We start from the raw sequence: 19,610 nt of genomic DNA on the forward strand, positions 1-19,610 counted from the left end.
CTTACGTTACATTGTTCTTTGATGCCTCATGATCTATGCGTTTTTGTCTCGCATGACTAATTCGTTCCGCTACGACTTCTTTTGCTATCTTCACACTTCCCATCTCTTGTTTATCAGTTGTAATAAGGCTATCTACGCCCTCTAAAAAGAAATAACCATTTAATAACTCAATTAAAATTTGCGTATTTCTATCCGCACTATTGGCACCAAGACGAATTTTTGTTAGCTCACTTTTTAACACATCGTGTAAGTTATTCGATACCACTTCCGTTATATAATTTAATGACCATTCTGTATTTTTGGCTGCTTCATGTTCCTTGCAAATTCTTCCCATTGCTTCCCCTGTATATCGAATTCCGTGTTCCTCCATGTAATCCTTTAAATAATCCTCTGTCTCTTGATCCATCGTTACCTGTCTTCTAATTGTACTCATTTAATAACCCCTCTCATTTTGGTATGCACTTTCTTTTTGCAAACGCTCATAATACTTTTGGTTCTTCCAGCTTTCATATTCACTTTTAAAAGCACGTTCCACTTTCCTCATAGAATACTGAATAGATACATTCTGTTGAAATTTTTGAAACGGCTTTGACTTTTTCATGTGATGGATTCTCTTTTGTTCTTTATCATATGCCTTCATTTCTTGTAAAAAGGCGTTCCCCATTCTTTTATATAGGTCATTGATTTTATTCGTTTTATAATTTTCATATTGCTTCTTATCATACTTTCCTTCCCCATATGCTTCTTTAAAAACTTGCACTTCTTTATCTAATTTTTGGAGAAACTGATCGTAATCTTTTTTATGATGATGTTGAATATATCGACTGCTTAATTCATCAATTTCCGGCTTCAATGGTTGAATTGTATTGTAGCTATATTGCCACTGTCTTTTATCACTTGGTAACTGTTTATAAATTCGTAAAAACAACGGTTTCAAATGTTGATTGCGCCAATCAAAAACGGAATCCTCTTTTTTCTTTCCCACCATATTGTTTCGAATCAGATCATTAATTTGTTTTTGTTCCTGCTTTCGATCTAACAAATTATTTACGACTTTCCCCTTCATCGCATCCAATGTTTTGGGTTTTCTTTTGCCACGTTCTCTCGTTGGAAAAGGTTCAACAGTTGCTACATGAATATGAATATTATCCGTATTAAAGTGAATGGCTGCCGACCAGATAGAGCTTTTTTCCAACCCCTCTTTTTTTTGCATTTCCTTCATCGCAAGCCGTGTTACATCCATTAACTTTTTTTCATCCAATGTTTTTGTTTTCTCATCATAAATTCCTTGTTTCTCTAGCCAGGGATTATGAAAAGAAATGACATCTTGCCACATGATACTTCCATTCTCATGGGCGGTTTTAAACATTTCCTTTAAGGACTTTTTTTCACTTTCTGTTAAACGATTTGCGTGTTCCGTAAATAGTGCCGATGTCTTTTCTGAATTCCCCATATAGTCTTGATACGTTTCGAACATTTTCGGATTCAGCTTCACTTCACTTTTCGCTTCCTCCCGATCTACATAATCAATATAGTTCTGAAATGCATCCGAACTTGGCAACACAAATTTCGTTTTTAAAACAACACCTGGTGTGACGGAAGACTGAACAGGAACGGCATTATTCATTTTCAACATCCTGCATCATCATTTGAATAAACTCATTCATTTTTTCCATTGCGCTATAACAATCACTCATCATATGGATATTCTTTTCAATGAGATTTTCTAATTCCATTTCCCTTTTATTTTGTTGCTGAAAAAATGCCAACATTTCAATTTGATCTTTCAAAAATTTTTGTCTGGATACTCCTTTCCTTTTTGCGATTTCATCTATTTTCTTTAAGGCAACTGGATCTATATCTCTTATTTTTAGATTCACAATTTCCGCTCCTTTCTGTAATTCTGGGTAGAGATCAAAAAATAGTGAGAAGAGCATAAGGGGTTTCTGCCCCCACCGAGGGTGTGGGGCTAGGCGGAGCCTAGCGAAACGATGGGGGCAAGAAAATCCTCTAGGTGAGTACTCACTGATGACACAAATTAAACTGATGAGTACTCACTGATGATATAAAAACCAACAGATGAGCACTCAATGAGTACTCAAATTTCACTGGTGAGTACTCACTGATGACATGACTATTTTTACTTTTTATTAATTTCTTGTGCCTTTTGCTCTAATTTTTTGATCTTATCTCGTGCAATTTTTTGTTCTCCTTTAAACAATTCCACGTTCTTATCTGATGATTTTATTTTTGATTCTAAGGATGCTATTTTCGATTGCGTTTCCGTTTTTTCCGCATCGGTTTGATACTTCATTTCATCTTTTAGTTCTTTTACTTTTTCATAAACTGTCTTCGCATTTTCTTCTTCCAGTTTGATTGCTTTTCCATAATTTTTGATCTTTGTTTCAATATCTTTTTTGTCTCTTTCTATAAAATCTAACTCATATGTTTTTTTGTCTTCAGCTAACAATTCATCATTTGCTTTTGTTTTTCTTTGATCGGTAAAAATCGACTGAACAAGTTTATTCGGACTTTTTGTTGATGCATTTTCTTCTTCATATTCGTTAACATCTTGTGTGAATTTACGAATATCCATTTGTTCGTTTTCACTGTTTTTATTATAAATATCAAAAGCTAGCGCTCCCCAATTCGGAGATAATTCCTTTACTTCTACTACGTAATTTCCGTTCTCTTCATACAATACTTTGACAGGTAACTGAACACCTGGATTTGCTTTTTGCTGTGCCTTAAATATAAATCCTGTTTCCTCATATCGTTCTATCCGAAAGCGAATTTGTATAAAGTTTTTGTGTGGATTGTATTCCCTTTGTTCTACAATCAATTTCCCCATTCCCGACAACTTAATTACTTTATTTGTTTCCGTATGGAACAATCTTTCATCGTTCGGCATGTAAAATTTAGATGTCAAGAAAGCGAAAAAACCCAAAAATAGAAAGCTGATAATTGCTAAGTAGATCCACGACTTATTTTTTCTTAGATTGATTCTTTCACTCTTCTTACTAATTGCACCTATCACACTCTCACCCCACCTTTTTTCGTTATAAAACTTTCATATTGAGTTCTTCTACACTCGTAACTCGCCATGTTTCCTTTTCTTTTTTTATGATGATTCGCAACACATTGTTTACTTTTTCTTCTCGATTTTGCGTTGAATCTGTCGTGACATTTATAAATTCAGCTAACACATTTATCTCCTCTTTATCGGGTTCATTTTCTTGTAAATAAAACTTCATTTCTATTGGTTTCGTTTTATACGTATCTCCTAATTCGTATTTATCAGTTGGATAAAATTGTTGTAATAGTTCTTCACTCATAATGGATTTTGCTTTTTCTTTTCGCTCATTGTAGCCTTCTTTTTCTCGATGAAATGATAATTGAATAAACGTTTCGGCTGTCGATAAGTACGCTCTTCTCTGTTGTTCTTGTGCGGATGGAAGCACCTTATCCAGTCGTTTTTTTAAATCTTCATTTTGTTTTGTTAGTAATTCATTTGAAAGTTTTAACTGTTTTTCCTTTCCATCACTCATTGATTTTTTGCTCAAATAGATATTAAAAGCTGTCACACCTACAACTAAAATGACAAACACAATAAACAAAGATTTTCGTTTATCTTTCATATCCATTCCTCCTTTACTTCGTAATATCGTTTAGTTGTTTAGTAGCATTCCAGTAGGATTGTATTCCTGTTTTAGCCGCTTCTTCTGAAGGGAAATTTGCTACCACCCATAAATATGTTTTCCCTTCATAGTCAAATATATTGTGCTCTATAAAGTGTGCTATCTCGTTTGCTTTCAATTCCCGATGTAATAGAAAATTATCACCATCTTTTTCAATCAAATAATTCGATGGTTTTATAACTGCATTTTCAAATCCCTTAACTGGTGCTTCTATTAATTTCATTGTAATTTCCCCTTTACTTTTTCATATTTTTAGAACCTTCTTACATGACCAGAAAAGACTTTTTGCCAATACGGATTATTTAAATCTTCAATGGAAACACCTTTATTTGTTTGGCATCCAATGAATGTGTTTTTATCAATTACAATGCCAACATGCCCGTCATGTTTATAGGTATCAAAGAAAATAACATCACCCGGTTTCATATCATTTGCTGATACTTTTGTACCGATTTTATTTAATGTTTCCGTACTTACAGCTCCTATTGGACTGGTATACATCCCTACTTGTTCGAATGCCCAGCGTACAAAACTACTACAATCAAAAATCCCTCTTGCAATGTCATTTGTGTTACGTCCACCACCAAATACATATGTAGAACGCCCTATCCATTGACGACCTACATCGGCAACTTTTGAACCGCTACTTCCTCCACTTCCTGGATTTCCTCCACCACCAGAAACGACAGACCCCGGTTGATAATATTTCAAAACCGCATCGACGTACAGGATATCGCCATAACACGCTTGATACGGTACAGCTTCTGGTCTAAGGCAATGATACATGCCAGTATGTTTTACTTTTTGATACTGTTGTTGTGAAAATTTGATTGCTATTTCTTTCGTATATTTACCACCATTTGCACCAACAAAATCAAAAAATCCTGTTCCGAAGTTGTACGCTTGGAGGGCTGTTTTGATATGATCCATGTCACCAGGACTCGTTACACCAGCTCTTTCTATCGCATGTTTAAACTCCTGTACGCCAGCCCATATGCTGTAATCGGGATCAGTAATACAGTTTGGTGATTTACAATATTTCGTATTAAATGCACCCTCTGATGATTGCATCGGATCACTACCACGTCCTCCGCTCTCTTGCATCATTTGAGCAAGCATTAAAGCGACAAACGGTTCCACGCCAAAGGCTTTTGCATGCTTCCGAATCGTAGGTTCCCATTTCAAAACTTCGGGCGAAACGTTCATGACTTGCCCTTCACCTGTATACGTAATATCACCCGTGTCTGTTCCACTCTCTCCGCCCATTGCCGCAATAAAAATACTCATAACTCCAAGTAAGAGAAAAGAAAAAAGACCCATCACAATTAGTGCTAAAGTGATGAGCCATTTCTTTGGTATAATCTTTAAAACTAGATGCATGGTATTAAGCACCTCCTCCGAATAACATCAATTCTTCGTCCGTTACTTCTACATGGAAGTGAATGTTTTTTACAGCCCCAATACTTAAGATGACATCCCCTGTTGGCAAATGTGGAATCGCTGCAATTTCACTTTCACTTAACTGTCCTGCAAATACTTTTCGTAACATATCTAAACTGTTATTATCTTGCTGCATGATAAATTTGTACTGTGTAAGTTCAAATAGCTTTTTAATTTCATCAATCATTTCTTGTGAAGATCCTTCCGGTACAAAATCTCGAATCGTGTGACTTGCATATAAAAGCCCTGCAAAATATTTTCGATCTTCTCGGCTAAATTTAGTTAAAAACTGTAAAGCATGAGCGCTTTCTTTTTTCGTGTTTATGATATGATGCGCCTCGTCAATAATAATGAAATAACGAATTACATCTTCAAAAGCAAGTTGTTGTTTAGTATATGCCTCTAATTGTGGCGCACCATTGGATATCATTTCATCCCATATTAAATTAAAAACATTAAAAATTTGCGCTTGGAATACTTCCGGTTTAAAATTTGAAATGTTTCGTAAGGAAAACGATACAACTTGTTCTTTTTTAAAGTTTTCAATAGTGGAATGACCATCAAATAATTGTGCATATGCTTCTACTAAATTTACAAGATTTAATTCAATCAACTCTAGACGATGTTTTCTGCTTTCTCCTAAATTCTCATGGTGTTTTCTATTTTCTACATTCTCATATAATTCATCACGAACAAAAGATAAAAAGTTTGAAAAAATGGGATACTCATTTGGTTTTCTTGTTGTAATTTCATTTTTCGCTCCTTTTTCATCATTCCATAATCCCATTCGAATATATAATTTACGAAGCAAATTTTCATATTCTTTAATTTCATCATCTTTTGCTTCTGGCGCAATGAATCGATAAAAAATTGTCAGTTTAGATAGATGTTGAGTGAAACTAACTTCTTCAAGTTCTGCTGTCTTATATACTTGAAGTGGGTTAATTTGACCTTGCGAACCATCTAATGCAATTGTTTTCCCGTTCAGATCACGTACTGTTTCCTCGAATTCACCTACAATATCAAAAATACGAATAAAATGACCTTTACTTGCATAGTCTACTGATTTCTTTTTTAGTAATGTTGATTTTCCAGCACCAGGCTTTCCAATCATTACACCGTTATAAAACTTTCTTTGTTCGTCTTTATGAAAAATATCAAGAATAACATTTCCTTTTGTTTTCGTTGTCCCATAATACGTACCGTATGGATCGTTCAAATAAGAATAGTGAAATGGACATCCACCAGCCAAACTGACTGCCGGAATTTCTTTTCCCTTTCTTCGGTTCACATAATTTTTTTGTGTATCAAAGCTCGTTACGAGCGCATCCCATTCATACTCTTGTTCATTTAAAAAGACAGCTCCTCTAAAGTTATAAGATTCTAATGTTTCCATGATTTCTTTTACTTGTTTTTCTAACTCATCTATTGTTCTAGCGGAAACATAGATACGGATATGAATACGTTTCATGACCTCACCTTGTTTCAAATCCGTATAGAGAGCTTCCAATTCTAAAAATTCATTTTTTGCATCAATCCGATCTATATTATCCTTTGCTGTATCATGCCGAACACTTTGTTCACTCATGGATTTATTAATCGATTCAACAACTTCTTTTCGGTCATCACTCATGACATCTAATGTTGTGATCACATTTGGCATATTCATAATTTGCTCTAACCAAAAATCATTTACTTCTGTTGGATAATCGAAAACATGAATACAAGTACCTAATCCATCACCTGTTTGAACATAATTTTCTTTAAAACTGATTCCCCCTTGTGGCTGAACTTTAGCCAATAAATAAGGGTTGTAACCTTTCTTCTTTTTTAGTTCTTCTTGTTTTTCCTTTTTGGATTTTTTACTTTTGAATGCAAACATATTGTTTCCCCCTTACTACCATATATTTTTAGTTCCCAATTTTGCGTTTTGATTAAACAATTTAAACATAAGCTCTAGCTTTTTCTCTTCATCCACCTCTAATAGTTCGGTAGAGCGTTTGATATATCGCTTTGCTGCATCCACACGTTCTTTTACGATTAACTCCGTTTCTCCGTAAATAAATAAGAAGGCTTCCCGATTGGTTCTACCCCATTCTAAAAACTGAAGTTCTTTTAACTTTTGATTTAAAATTCGTTCATACAAAGGACTGGTACATTCTTTAATTTTCTTCTCAATATATCGTTGTTGTTCGGTTGTTTGACATGGGAAATTTAAAAAAACGAGTTTAATGGACTGTTTGTAGGCTTGATAAAAATACGCATGTGAGAAGATAACAAATGCTTGCTCGTCGCTATTCTTAGAGAACATATCGTCTCCTTCTACTTGAAGAATTTCTAAAAACTCCTCATTTTTCAGTTCAAATATGCCATCCTCTGTCATGTCTACAATTTGCATAATTTCCGCAATACTTTTCTTTACCTTTGGTGGTGCTTCTTCCTTTTTTCTAGATAAAAAACCTAAAAATTTTGGATTTTTCTTTTTCGAAACGTCTTTCTTTGGCTTTTCTTTCTTCTGTTTTTTTATTTTTGGTTCTACCTTTGGTTTTTCTTCTTTCTTTTTGTCGGGTACCACCTTCACAATTTCTTTTGGTTCAGAAATTGATTCTTTTACATTTTTTTCGTTAAATCGAAATGCTTTTTTCTGCGGTCTTTCTAGTTGTTTTGGCTCTTCTTTCTCTACATCTTTTTCGCTGAATAACGCCATATGTGATCCCTCCCTTATTGATCGTTATCAATGGCGCAATATGCACCTTTCCTTCTTAATAATGTAATAATCAACACTTCATACATTCGTTTTTGAGGATTTGTACTTGGTCGCCAAATCATGATAATTGCAATAGCTGCCATGAAAATAAGAAATGGTAATTGAAAGGAATCATGTACGAAGTTCCTAAGAATCATCGTTACAACTAATAAACCAATTAATAAAAAGAAATCTATTAAATAAAGCACTTTATTAATCCGTAATTCTGTACTGATTTCCTTCGGAATCCGATAGCTTCTCATCGGGATTCCCTCCTTTTCGACAATAAAAAATAAGCGTACGATTACGCTTATTTTTTATCTGTATTATTTTTATTTTTGTTCACGATATCTCTCCAACTTTTACCCGTATTTTGACCCATTTGATAAAAACGTTTTGTATTTTGTACCGTTTCAGAAGTATTAATTCGTTCTTGCACTCCTCTTACCTTTTGTTTCATGGATGATGTAGTATTTTTAACTTTATCGGTTGTATATTGTCCTAATGTCCGTGTTTCTTGACTTCTACTTGCTGCCACTTCTTTATCACTTTCATAAGGAATAATCGGGCTACTATGTGTCACCGTTACGATGTCGGCTGATGCCGGGCTTCCTCCACTTGGTACTGGTCTTGGTGTTTCCACTGGTACCGGGCTTCCTCCACTTGGTACTGGTCTTGATGTTTCCATCGGTGCCGGGCTACTTCCACTTGGTACTGGTCTTGATGTTTCCATCGGTGCCGGGCTACTTCCACTTGGTACTGGTCTTGATGCTTCTACTGGTGCCGGGCTACTTCCACTTGGTACTGGTCTTGATGCTTCTACTGGTGCCGGGCTTCCTCCACTTGGTACTGGTCTTGATATTTCCATCGGTGCCGGGCTTCCTCCACTTGGTACTGGTCTTGGTGCTTCTACTGGTGCCAGGCTACTTCCACTTGGTACTGGTCTTGATGTTTCCATTGGTGCCGGGCTTCCTTCACTTGCTCCTTGTCTTACTGTTCCTGGTGTTTGACTTCCTTCATTTGCTCCTTGCCTTACTGAACCTGGTGTTTGATTTCCTTCACTTGCTCCTTGTCTTACTGTTCCTGGTGTTTGACTTCCTTCACTTGCTCCTTGTCTTACTGTTCCTGGTGTTTGATTTCCTTCACTTGCCCCTTGTCTTACTGTTCCTGGTGTTTGATTTCCTTCACTTGCCCCTTGTCTTACTGTTCCTGGTGTTTGATTTCCTTCACTCGCCCCTTGTCTTACTGTTCCTGGTGTTTGGTTTCCTTCACTCGCTCCTTGTCTTACTCCTCCTGCTGTTGGATTTCCTTCACTCGTTCCTTGTCTTACTGCTCCCGGTGTTTGACTTCCTTCACTTGCTCCTTGTCTTACCGTTCCTGGTGTTTGGCTTCCTTCACTCGCTCCTTGTCTTACTCCTCCTGCTGTTGGATTCCCTTCACTCGCCCCATTTTCTTTTCCAGCTTCTTTCATTTCATCTTGAAGGCTTGTTGTTCCCGATTCTTGCCCATTTGCTACCCCAGGGTTTTCATTCCCTTCTTTTTTCATATCTTCTTGAATAGATGGCATACCACCATTCTTTTTATCTTCTTCCTTATTTATGTTACCTTTTTCTTTTTCTTTATTTGCTAAATCATTTCCATTTGCTTTTTTCTTATCTGCTTTTTTCATTTGATCTTGCAAGGACTCTTTATTTTCGGACTCATTCCCTTTTTTCAAGCCACTTATAAGACCAGCCATGCCACCTGTTGCCATTGCTGCCGCACTTGCTGTTTTAGCTGCCGCAACACCAGTTCCTTCCGCTGCACCTTTCGCTCCTTTTCCAATCATATTTCCTAGACCCTTCATTGGTTTTGAATTTGCAAGAGCGCCAATTCCTTTCCCCAGTGCGAAACCACCTGCTAACATGCCCCAACTGCTCTTTAATCCAATATCTATTCCAAATAGCCTTTCTACGACTGCCGGGCCATCTAAAACTGCCATACTAAATGCCGCTAATGCAATCAGATACGGCACACCATTTAATTTGTCATGGAGAAACGCCGTTCCCATTATATATAGCTTCAAAGATAGGAATATCATAATCGTTGCTATAAATATATTGAGGATATTGGATAACACGGCTTTTAACTTTTGACCATTCGCAACATCGGCTGGTGCTAATATGTTGGCTAACAAGTAGTTAAATGCCAATTCATAAAATAATCTAGCTAATTTAATACTCACCAATAACAACGTTGCGCCAGTTATTAGTAAAGTAAAGAATATGTTCCAAAAATTCCAATGCCAGCGATAATACTTTTCGGGAAAGAAATCAAACCAACCATCTTTCAATTCTGCTAGAGATGCGACTCCCATCCCATCCATCACTCTTTTATTTTTCAATAATTTTTGTCCATCATCTGATAACTTTTTATCTTTAGCAAACTCAAAATCCGAATCTATTTTTTCTGTAATATCTATCTGTCTAATGTTTTTTTCTGGAATATGATTTTTCGGATTCATATCCTCTTTCTTTTTCCATCCATTTTGATCTATCACTGCAATATCGGTTACATTCTTCTTAATAATTTCATCACTCAAAGAGCCTTTTTGTTCTGATTTTACAACTGCTATGGCATCATCGGTGAACTTATCAACCTTTGTCATACCAGTACTTAATAAACAAAGTACACTCAGTGTTACGAAAATATTGATGATAATTTGAGAACGGTTCATTTGTTTGTTCATAATGAACATGTAGCCAATATATAAAAACGATATGGCTAAAAGAACGACAAACAATGGATATAACATATCCACAAAATTTTGTATTTCCGGTGAATTAAAGAATCCTTTAATCCCCAGTATGGCATCTGTCACACCTTCTAAAGCATCTACAACTAAAGATAAGCCTACAATTAGGAACCATCCTAGCCAACGCAATACATAATTCACGATGTCCCCTACTTGAAGATAATCCGAGAATGTTTCTAAAACCTTTAAAATCTCTTCATCTTTCACGATTTACCCTCCTCTCATGCTTGCTATTGCCCTAATACTTCTTTTGCTGTCCAACTCACCCTTTCATTTAGTCTGTCGATACGAATAATCAATTTCCCTTTTTGTTCCCGATCTACTGAAAGGAAAAGAACCGCATCTTCTAGACCAAGAATGACCTCATTTTCTTCTGTTACAAATGGCGAGTAGCTATCTAAAATCAATTGCATTTTATCCGTTATTGTCGGTACACCCATTACCTCTTCCCCCTTTATATTTAGATTCAAAAAAGCACTCAATCATTTGAGTGCTTTTCTAACTTGTTACTTGTTCTTTTTCTTCTAAATCACGCAAGATTCGATTAATCTTGTTTTCGACTGCTTGATAAACACTTTTGTCGATGTAGTCATTGTGAGCTAACATTTGAAATTCACTGTAAAACTCGCCCATTTCTTGATTTTCCACTTCATCTATTGATTTGCCTAACTGTGCTAAAAAGAACTTATCAACCAGTTTCAAAACCGCTAAATCAGATTCAAAAAATTCGTTAACCGTTTTTCCTTTCCAATTTTCAATGGAGAGAGAATCAAACGGGCTATCTTCCTGCTGAAACGCCTCTTCCGGAATCTCTTCATCAATTCCCATCATTGTTGGTTCTTCTACTGACTGCGGTGTCTCTATTTGGGAAGAAGCTTCTTGTTCTTGTACTTGTTCTGGTTCTGATGTTTTTTTCTCAATTTGTTCTGCTTTTCTCTCTCCTAGAAAATCTACAATAAGTTTTTTCGGCTCTACATCATCATGTAAAGAGTGGATATCTATATCTAAAATAGATTTATCTGTATCGAACTCTACTCCTAAGTACTCCCATCTATATTTTAAAGCTGTTTCCTTCGTATTATAAATAGGTCGTGGTCTAATTCGTTTCCGCTCATTATCTTGACGCTTTATGACACGAATAACAGCACTTTCTCCTTCTTTAAAACTCATAAGCTCATTTGCTGTTAATAACGGTCGTTGATCTAAACCTTCCGTTTTATTTTTATCCGTAGAAAGACCTTTTCCACTTCGAGAAGGTAGATTAATCGTCTGATTCCCCAGTTTTTTGGACACTTTTTCTGCTGTTTCTTGATCGTTTGTTAGAATGTAGATGGTATTCCCACAGTTTCCATCAATGGTATCTGCATCATCTCCATACTTATTTTTTATTTGTGCGTATGCTTGAACAACAAGGTTAAAGCGAATATTTCTACCGAGACAAACCGTAATAATATTCGCCATTCCTTCAATACTAGGCATGTTTCCAAATTCATCAAGTAAAAATACTACTTCACGGTGGCATTCTCCCCCTCGAGCAAGCGATGCCCCCTTCGCTAATATGAAATAGAGCTGTCTTACAAAAATAGAAGCAATGACATGATTCGAAGAATCATAGTCTGGTGTAATCATGAAAATAGCCACTGGTTTATCAAAATAATCCACTTTTGTTACTTGCATATCTTCATTTTCTTCTACTATTTTAAATTCTGTATGACCTGTCTTTTCATCTATTTTTGTAATAGAAATAGATGTTTTGGTTTGAAGATTTCCCTTTTCATTACATTGAATGGTATCTCCAACTTTTATTACTTGCTTAAAATCTAATACAAAACGTCCTGTAATATCTGCCTTGATAGACTCCTTTGAGCCATCTGGAAATACAATTTCTACTCGTTTTCTGGGTTTTACTTTTCCTTTTATTGTTTTTCCAAAACCGATACGTTTTAAATCCACACTATTTTTTGCTGTCATTTTAGCGATTTCATCAAAAGTAAAAATAGAAAGTCCGTTCATTGTTTGGGTGAAAATTCCACCCCGTGTCGTTCCTTTCGAGAAATTTGAGGTTGCATATTGCATTTTCGCAACACTATCCGCTGGTAAACCTTCAAAGTATAAATCTAATGCATTTTGTGGATCTGCTTCCGGATCTACGATTACCTCTTTTGAACCAAGTTCTGATAACATATTTGCAACTGCATACATCGTGATTTTTTCTTCTGTACCTTCCGCAATGCATTTATCTGTAACGGCTAATATCATGGCATTACACAAGCTCATAGCGCACTGTTGCCAAAAAGGATCTTTTACAGTTGGGTTGTAATACAAGGTGTGTGAGAGTGTCTTACATAATGCCTGTGCCGTTGAATAATCTCCATCTTTATAAGCATCTTTTACAAGCTGCAATAAGTTATAACTCATAGAATCAAGTGGGTTTAACAAGTTCAAAACTTCAATGTGATACCCTCGTTCTTCCAGGGTATCTTTCGATGCCGTAAATAGTTCCCCTTTTGGTGTATTTATAATTAAAGAAGGCTGATGCTCCGCTCTGGAATAAACATCAATTGTTGGAAATACATAAGTTTCCCCTTTACCAGAGCGTGTTGTACCAATGATTAAATTATTTACCGGGCTATCATCAATAAATACCTTATCACCTAGTCGGGAGATAACAACACCGCCGCCACCTTTAAATGATTCCTCTCGATCTGGTACAGCTCGATACTGCTTTTTCAGCTCTTCAACAGTTGTAAAACGACTAGATCCTTTCTGATGATTATTTAAGTTTTTAAAGGAAGATTTCAGCTTATACACCGTTCTTGCAATGGTTCCAATCACTACAAGGAAAACAAGCATGTAGTAAATTGGATGCTCTGCAATTGGCATCCGAAAAAGAAATCCTACCTCTATATGAAATGGTTTGGGATGTAATAAGTCACTAAATGTTGTTTCTATCAGCTCTAAAGATAAGTTGAGTAAAAAATTAGCGATTAAAAACATTCCAACAAACAAAAAAGTACTCAATGGAATGAGTACTTTTTTTTCAGCTAACTTATATTTGATTGAAATTTCTTCCTTGTACATGGGCAAGTAAATCCCCCTTTAAACTGTTACATCTAGTTTTGACTCTTTTTTATTTAATTCTGTCGGCTTCTCTGGATTTGTCGGCTTTTCCGGTTCTGTTGGCTTCTCTGGATTTGTTGGTTTCTCCGGTTCTGTTGGCTTTTCCGGTTCTGTTGGTTTCTCTGGATCTGTTGGCTTCTCTGGATCTGTTGGTTTACCTGGATCTGTTGGTTTCTCTGGATCTGTTGGTTTTTCTGGTTCTGTTGGTTTCTCTGGATCTGTTGGCTTCTCTGGATCTGTTGGTTTCTCTGGATCTGTTGGTTTCTCTGGATCTGTTGGCTTCTCTGGATCTGTTGGTTTTTCTGGATCTGTTGGCTTCTCTGGTTCTGTTGGCTTCTCTGGATCTGTTGGTTTTTCTGGATCTGTTGGCTTCTCTGGATCTGTCGGCTTCTCTGGATCTGTTGGCTTCTCTGGATCTGTCGGCTTCTCTGGTTCTGTTGGTTTCTCTGGATCTGTTGGCTTCTCTGGATCTGTTGGTTTTTCCGGTTCTGTTGGCTTCTCTGGTTCTGTTGGTTTACCTGGATCTGTTGGTTTTTCCGGTTCTGTCGGTTTTCCCGGTTCTGTCGGTTTTTCCGGTTCTGTCGGTTTACCTGGATCTGTTGGTTTTTCTGGATCTGTTGGTTTACCTGGTTCTGTTGGTTTTTCTGGATCTGTTGGTTTCTCTGGATTTGTTGGTTTTTCCGGCTCTATTGGTGGGGTTGGTTTTTCTGTCCCTGTATTTTCCGTATTACTATTCTCACCCTCCGTTACAATTGGTGGGTTCACAATTGCATCTGGTTTCTTCTCTGGTGGAAGAATATCTCCTATACTTGCTACTGAAGAATCAATATTTTGATCGCCAAATGCAAAGTGATCTCCATTCACAGTGACTTGTGGCTTATTATCTGTAATAGCTGCAATCACATTATCTTTTGCTGTATCTTGAATTGATTTATCTGTCGTTTCTTTATCAAAGAGTGCTAGAACACGAGAGGTGGTTTCATCTCCATTTTGAAGATTACTTACAATGGATTTTTCTTTAAAATTAATTTTCGATTTATCAAGCTCTTCGAGAACATAAGCAACTTCATTATCCTTACTTTGAATTGCATTCTCTGTAATTGCTTCGAAATCTTGTTTGTTCAGATTTTCTTTCTTTTCCTCCGGCTTATTCTTATCTAGCTTTTTTGTAATAGCTGTTTTACTTTTGGATGATTCCTTACTTCCAAACCAACTGCAACCTGTCGTACTTAATATCAATGAACCACCAAGAAAAACAATTCCCATTTTTTTGTACAGATTCTCATAATTTAAAGGCATGTTATTCTTTCCCCCTTAGATGTTCTGTAGATCTTTATCAATTTTTTCAATCTTAGCTTTCTTTTCCTCTTCACTTATCGTAGATTGTTGAATATCTCGTTTCTCTAATTCTTTGACCTCTTTCATTACGTTTTTATTTCCTTGTGTTTTGGCAAAAGAATAACAATCTTCATATTTTTTTAGATGTACAAAAGCTTCAACAATAAGCTTTTCACGTCTACCATCCATATTGACTTTCCCCTTAAGTTTGATTACCTCCTCATATTTCTTATTAAGCGCTGCCTTTTCAAAGTTGATTACATCATTTTTGACATCAATTTCATTGATTTTATTCATGTTGTCTATCCCAATAAAATAAGCAACCACACTTTCTGCAAATTTCGGCTCATATTGTAATGCCTTATTTGCCTTTCCGTTTAATAAATAAGTAAATAAAACTGCCTTCTGACTATCTTTATCTAATTCTGTGTAATTGACCTTATCGAAGTATTTAACGGCTTCTCCATACTGCTGAATGGCTGCCTGTTGTAATCCTTTTACTACATATTGTTCCGAACCAGCATTTGCACTCGAAACTGGCTCGGAAGAGAATAACTTAAAGGCAAATATGGCACCAGCTCCCATTAACACCACGCTTCCTATGACACTCGCAATAATCTTGAATCCTTTTCTATTTTCCTTTCCAGGCTTTATTTGTGTTTTCACTTCATCCGATGGACGATAAGAGGGTTCTTCCTTCCTTTCTGGTGATTCTTCATGATATTCATATTCTTCATGAAAAGGAGAATCATTGATTTCGCTTTCTAATGTTTCTAACAGCTCCTTCTTTTGTTCCTCTTGTTCTGGATCTAATTGCATCACATTCATTTTTTTTGAAATGTGATCAAAAATATGATCTGCATATCTCGAACCAAGCGATAACGTACCGTTATAAATTTCATTAGCATGACCATCTAACAAATCGAAATCAATATGTTCTTGCCGCCCTGCCTCTCTATAAACTCGTTCTAATTGTTTCGTTAAGATATAAGCTTCATGAAACGAATATTGCTTACCCGACTCAATTTCTGTTCCATTACTACTCTTAAAAATGACAAACATGGCTTCTCCTTTCTTCCATTTGATTTATATTTACTTTCATATTGATACTTTTATAATCCCAGACAACATATATAACGATGAAGCTACTAACACAATAAAGGTAAATAATGAATAATATTTTAAAGCCCAATTTCCTTTAAACATTCTATAAGTAGCATATCCACCTATCATTATGACGAGCCCAATCATTCCAACTTGAAGTGCTAAATACATAATTCTCTATCCATCTCCTTTTTTACAAAATTCAAATTCTAAAAAAAGGCAACAAAAAAAGCCATACCCTTTGCATAGCTTCCTCATTGCCTTATTTATATTTATTGACTACTTCATCCAAAGAAATGGAAATAATATTTGACCAAATTTAACATTACTCGTTACGCTCTCTGATAAGTACATGCACCCCATTACGATAACGAGTCCGGCTGCCCCACCAATAAACCACCAAACACATTTATGTCTTCCTCGTTCACCACCCCAAATTAAGAGGTAAGCGCCCCAGCAAAATACAATTGCTGTACTAACCTGTGCTCCTCTTTGCATCCATGTAATAAATGAATTACCCGTATTAATTAGACCGTCCATCGCATCACCTAACACTAACATTTGAGCTACTGTTTCCAACATTGACATATACATTCACTCCCTTTTCATTTTTAGATGCTTACACGTTACTAAGTTGACTTAACTCATTCGACTTGCTGTCTTCTTTTACTTCTGTTGATACTGCCTTATAAGCCTGTAAAGCTTTCATTACTAAATCTTGATTTTCTTCAATGTATTTCTGATGATGTAAATGAAGCCAATGGTTATAATCCTCACCATTGGCTCTTAATAAGTTTGCTACCATATCTTTTTCTTTTTTTAATTCCCTTTGTGAAATCGTCACTATATCACCACCTTTCAATGATTATGTGATTACTTCTGATATTGCTCTTTGCAATTTTTAACAAAAAAACTAAGTTCACTTTCAAGTTCTGATGGTTTAATTTGTGGGATTTTAATATCTTTTTTTAATTTTCCTTTTTCATAATATGCTAGTGAATCTCTTTTTTGAGATAATCCCCAATCATACGGGTTACTTGAACCTGGTATATCTTTACCCTCTTCATCTAATTCTTGTACCTGGACTTTTTCTTGTTGAGCTACTTTTTTTACAGCATGAAGCCAATCTTCTCTCTTTTTCTTAGTGGAATTTAACATAACAAAACCTGTGCCATCCTCACTCATGAACTTCTTCATTTCTAACGGACTAAGTTCCATTACTTCCCCTTTTCCCGAACCAAAGACAAATGTTGAACCAATACCAATTGCAATTAACAGTCCAACAACAGCGGAAATGATCCACCCTTTACGACTCATGCATGTTCCTCCCTATGTCATATTTTTATAAGCGATTTTGAAGTGTGATGAGACACTTTTAAACTTCAACATCTGTCTTTATTTTATAACATTTATAGGAAAGTGGGATAGAAAATGGAAATATCATTTATGGCTGGAATGACGAACCCTGTATTGGCATGCGTATAGAAACTAACCCCGACCTAGCTTCTATATGCCCAATACCGCACTACGTATTTTGGCATGAACGTAGAACCTTATGTATCTACTGTTTGTATGGTTCATCGCTTCTTCAGAATGTCAAAATGGGATATTCCTCACGATCACTAGCGCAAACAGATTTTTGATACAATGCATTTTCCAGTGGTCACAGATGAGTTTTACGTTCTTACTCACCCAACGATAATCGTATACCTAACCCCTCTAGTGACCTTTTGAGGGGAGGCACGCATATATATTGTATATTTCACCTTTCTACATCATTACTGAAAGGAAGAGATACACAATATATATCTAAATTGTCAAAGAACAACTTACTTTGTGCTATGTTCTCAGCACACTTCAAAATCGCTTTTTTTATTTACACTTTTGTTTGACAGCTACTAATTCCGCATGTTTATTTTTCCGTTTAGCAATTAAGTTTTGATGTTCATCTCTAACCGAGCGCACTTGATAATAAATTTGAGCTACCTTTTCGATGCTTCCTGTGGTATTTTCAATTGCGATGGTGCCTTTCAGTTCGTATGTTTTTCCATCAAAAGTTTTGACACTATGAGCTTGTGATGCGGCAATATCATAGAACGTGAGCCTTTGTTCTTTTCCCATATGAACGCCTCCTATTTTTGATAAAGAAGGGAGAAAAGCGGTTCTCCCTTGTATAGTTTTCTAGCCATCTAGATAGGATAAAATAGTGAACGAGTGCTTGATATCATGCTAGGATTGTTGTGTTGTACGAAGTGATAATGCGTTGTGCTGCCTCTTTTCCGTATATGTGCTGTAATGCGGATTGAGATTCAACTACAATTGAATGCTGAATGTGGTATGTTGCGCTTTCTTTTAAAAACTGCTCCATATGAGGGATTGGGTACAAATCATATTGATGAAATACCAGGTGAATCGGTCTTATATTCTTGCATTCTGTTAGATACTGAAGAAAATTTGATAATGCTTCTCCTCTCTCTTGATACGTACTTATTTCCGTTTCTATACTGATATACACAACTGATTTTTGTTTTACATCCATTTCAAGAGTTTCATAACCAGTTAGCAAATCATGTTTAATGATGTGATATCCTTGTTTTTGTTTTTCATGATGTGTATCTTCAAAAAAGATGCCTTTCGGATCAAAAATGAAAATAAAATCATTGGTTGTTTCCTTCACACCTTCTATGACCGATTTGTAAGCTCCAAAACGAGCTTTTATGACACCTGCAACCCTTTTCCCTTCATCCAGTTCTCTCAACGCTCTAATCACCTTTGTATACTTCTTAGCTACGCCTAACATGCGTTGCACTCCTTCCTATTTCATTTTCCGCTTACGACTAGTATTGAAACCAAAAATAATCTCTCTGTTTCTCTAATTTCTCATGTTGCTCTTGCTGTTCATCTAAAATTCGTAAAAGTGTACTGATTGTACCTTGCCTTGTTTCTTTTGCTGATAAAGCTAACACGCTAAACATTTGATAGGCCGGATGATCTTTCTTTAATAACTCACTTAACTCTAAAAGATAGTTATCATTTTCTTTTGCTTGTTGTACAAATTCCTTAACCTTTTCTAAATCTAAGTAGTACAAATCTCCATGCCGTTGATTTAAATACAAGATACTTCCTGCCAGTAATTTTGTAGCGGATTCTATCCAGAAATCATACCGTTCTTTCGGCTTAATTACAGTTTGAGCAATAGAAATAGCTTGCATGAGTTCTTTAGAAAGCCAATCACCTTTACGATAATTCGTTCCTTTTCCGGGTTTCCCTAAAACCATTAGATTTTTTTCCTTTTCATATATATTTTTTATATCCAATGGATTAATAAGGCTTTGTTTAACATTACCGATGTAGATTCCGGACATTTCAT

General features: G+C 35.9%; 21 protein-coding genes. All 21 read right to left on the minus strand.

Features of this window, described 5'->3' with window-relative positions; translation table 11 throughout:
* Nucleotide 1: 1 nt before the first annotated feature.
* The 21 genes from NSQ47_RS26410 to NSQ47_RS26510 all read right to left on the minus strand — a co-directional run bounded on the left by NSQ47_RS26410 (nt 2) and on the right by NSQ47_RS26510 (nt 19,605).
* Nucleotides 2-433 (minus strand): hypothetical protein, encoded by a 432-nt coding sequence (locus NSQ47_RS26410; RefSeq protein ID WP_078178727.1) that lies wholly within the window; start codon nt 431-433, stop codon nt 2-4.
* Nucleotides 434-1,627, minus strand: a complete 1,194-nt coding sequence (gene mobP2, locus NSQ47_RS26415; protein WP_061674695.1) for a MobP2 family relaxase — start codon at nt 1,625-1,627, stop codon at nt 434-436.
* Nucleotides 1,620-1,880 (minus strand): hypothetical protein, encoded by a 261-nt coding sequence (locus tag NSQ47_RS26420; RefSeq protein WP_341038660.1) that lies wholly within the window; start codon nt 1,878-1,880, stop codon nt 1,620-1,622. Before NSQ47_RS26420 ends, mobP2 begins: the two co-directional genes overlap by 8 nt.
* Nucleotides 1,881-2,140: 260 nt before the next feature.
* Entirely contained in the window at nt 2,141-3,037 is an 897-nt protein-coding gene (locus NSQ47_RS26425) for a hypothetical protein (protein ID WP_201035047.1), read from the minus strand.
* A gap of 22 nt (nt 3,038-3,059) precedes the next feature.
* Nucleotides 3,060-3,638 (minus strand): MerR family transcriptional regulator, encoded by a 579-nt coding sequence (locus NSQ47_RS26430; RefSeq protein WP_078214260.1) that lies wholly within the window; start codon nt 3,636-3,638, stop codon nt 3,060-3,062.
* Between the two features lie 13 nt (nt 3,639-3,651).
* Nucleotides 3,652-3,921: a hypothetical protein gene (locus NSQ47_RS26435; protein ID WP_044440889.1), complete on the minus strand. Its 270-nt coding sequence runs from the start codon at nt 3,919-3,921 to the stop codon at nt 3,652-3,654.
* Between the two features lie 29 nt (nt 3,922-3,950).
* On the minus strand, nt 3,951-5,078 hold the full coding sequence (locus NSQ47_RS26440; protein ID WP_085313574.1) for a bifunctional lytic transglycosylase/C40 family peptidase: 1,128 nt from the start codon (nt 5,076-5,078) through the stop codon (nt 3,951-3,953).
* A 4-nt stretch (nt 5,079-5,082) separates the two neighbouring features.
* Nucleotides 5,083-7,020: a VirB4 family type IV secretion system protein gene (locus tag NSQ47_RS26445; RefSeq protein ID WP_341038662.1), complete on the minus strand. Its 1,938-nt coding sequence runs from the start codon at nt 7,018-7,020 to the stop codon at nt 5,083-5,085.
* Nucleotides 7,021-7,035: 15 nt separating this feature from the next.
* Complete coding sequence (locus tag NSQ47_RS26450; RefSeq protein WP_341038664.1) at nt 7,036-7,845, minus strand: hypothetical protein; 810 nt, start codon at nt 7,843-7,845, stop codon at nt 7,036-7,038.
* A gap of 14 nt (nt 7,846-7,859) precedes the next feature.
* Complete coding sequence (locus NSQ47_RS26455; protein WP_002090859.1) at nt 7,860-8,147, minus strand: DUF5592 family protein; 288 nt, start codon at nt 8,145-8,147, stop codon at nt 7,860-7,862.
* A gap of 47 nt (nt 8,148-8,194) precedes the next feature.
* Nucleotides 8,195-10,885 carry a pLS20_p028 family conjugation system transmembrane protein gene (locus NSQ47_RS26460; protein WP_341038667.1) on the minus strand — a complete coding sequence of 897 codons (2,691 nt, stop codon included), beginning with the start codon at nt 10,883-10,885 and terminating at the stop codon, nt 8,195-8,197.
* A 23-nt stretch (nt 10,886-10,908) separates the two neighbouring features.
* Nucleotides 10,909-11,118 carry a hypothetical protein gene (locus NSQ47_RS26465; RefSeq protein ID WP_000538816.1) on the minus strand — a complete coding sequence of 70 codons (210 nt, stop codon included), beginning with the start codon at nt 11,116-11,118 and terminating at the stop codon, nt 10,909-10,911.
* A 58-nt stretch (nt 11,119-11,176) separates the two neighbouring features.
* Nucleotides 11,177-13,759: a VirD4-like conjugal transfer protein, CD1115 family gene (locus NSQ47_RS26470; protein WP_341038807.1), complete on the minus strand. Its 2,583-nt coding sequence runs from the start codon at nt 13,757-13,759 to the stop codon at nt 11,177-11,179.
* Nucleotides 13,760-13,777: 18 nt separating this feature from the next.
* The gene (locus NSQ47_RS26475) at nt 13,778-15,097 is read right to left on the minus strand and encodes a hypothetical protein (protein ID WP_341038670.1); all 1,320 of its coding nucleotides are present in this window, start codon (nt 15,095-15,097) and stop codon (nt 13,778-13,780) included.
* Between the two features lie 15 nt (nt 15,098-15,112).
* Nucleotides 15,113-16,198 carry a hypothetical protein gene (locus tag NSQ47_RS26480; protein WP_341038673.1) on the minus strand — a complete coding sequence of 362 codons (1,086 nt, stop codon included), beginning with the start codon at nt 16,196-16,198 and terminating at the stop codon, nt 15,113-15,115.
* A gap of 321 nt (nt 16,199-16,519) precedes the next feature.
* On the minus strand, nt 16,520-16,828 hold the full coding sequence (locus NSQ47_RS26485) for a hypothetical protein (RefSeq protein WP_002090834.1): 309 nt from the start codon (nt 16,826-16,828) through the stop codon (nt 16,520-16,522).
* A gap of 31 nt (nt 16,829-16,859) precedes the next feature.
* Nucleotides 16,860-17,084 (minus strand): hypothetical protein, encoded by a 225-nt coding sequence (locus NSQ47_RS26490; protein WP_061675828.1) that lies wholly within the window; start codon nt 17,082-17,084, stop codon nt 16,860-16,862.
* Between the two features lie 29 nt (nt 17,085-17,113).
* Nucleotides 17,114-17,557, minus strand: a complete 444-nt coding sequence (locus NSQ47_RS26495) for a hypothetical protein (protein WP_098131561.1) — start codon at nt 17,555-17,557, stop codon at nt 17,114-17,116.
* Between the two features lie 555 nt (nt 17,558-18,112).
* On the minus strand, nt 18,113-18,361 hold the full coding sequence (locus NSQ47_RS26500) for a hypothetical protein (RefSeq protein ID WP_341038676.1): 249 nt from the start codon (nt 18,359-18,361) through the stop codon (nt 18,113-18,115).
* Between the two features lie 103 nt (nt 18,362-18,464).
* Nucleotides 18,465-19,040, minus strand: coding sequence for a hypothetical protein (locus tag NSQ47_RS26505; protein WP_341038677.1), 576 nt, complete (start codon nt 19,038-19,040; stop codon nt 18,465-18,467).
* A 37-nt stretch (nt 19,041-19,077) separates the two neighbouring features.
* Entirely contained in the window at nt 19,078-19,605 is a 528-nt protein-coding gene (locus NSQ47_RS26510) for a hypothetical protein (protein ID WP_445662110.1), read from the minus strand.
* Nucleotides 19,606-19,610: the final 5 nt, after the last annotated feature.

The sequence above is a fragment of the Bacillus sp. FSL R10-2780 genome, assembly GCF_038006125.1.
In the GTDB taxonomy this organism is placed as follows: Bacteria; Bacillota; Bacilli; order Bacillales; family Bacillaceae_G; genus Bacillus_A; species Bacillus_A cereus_U.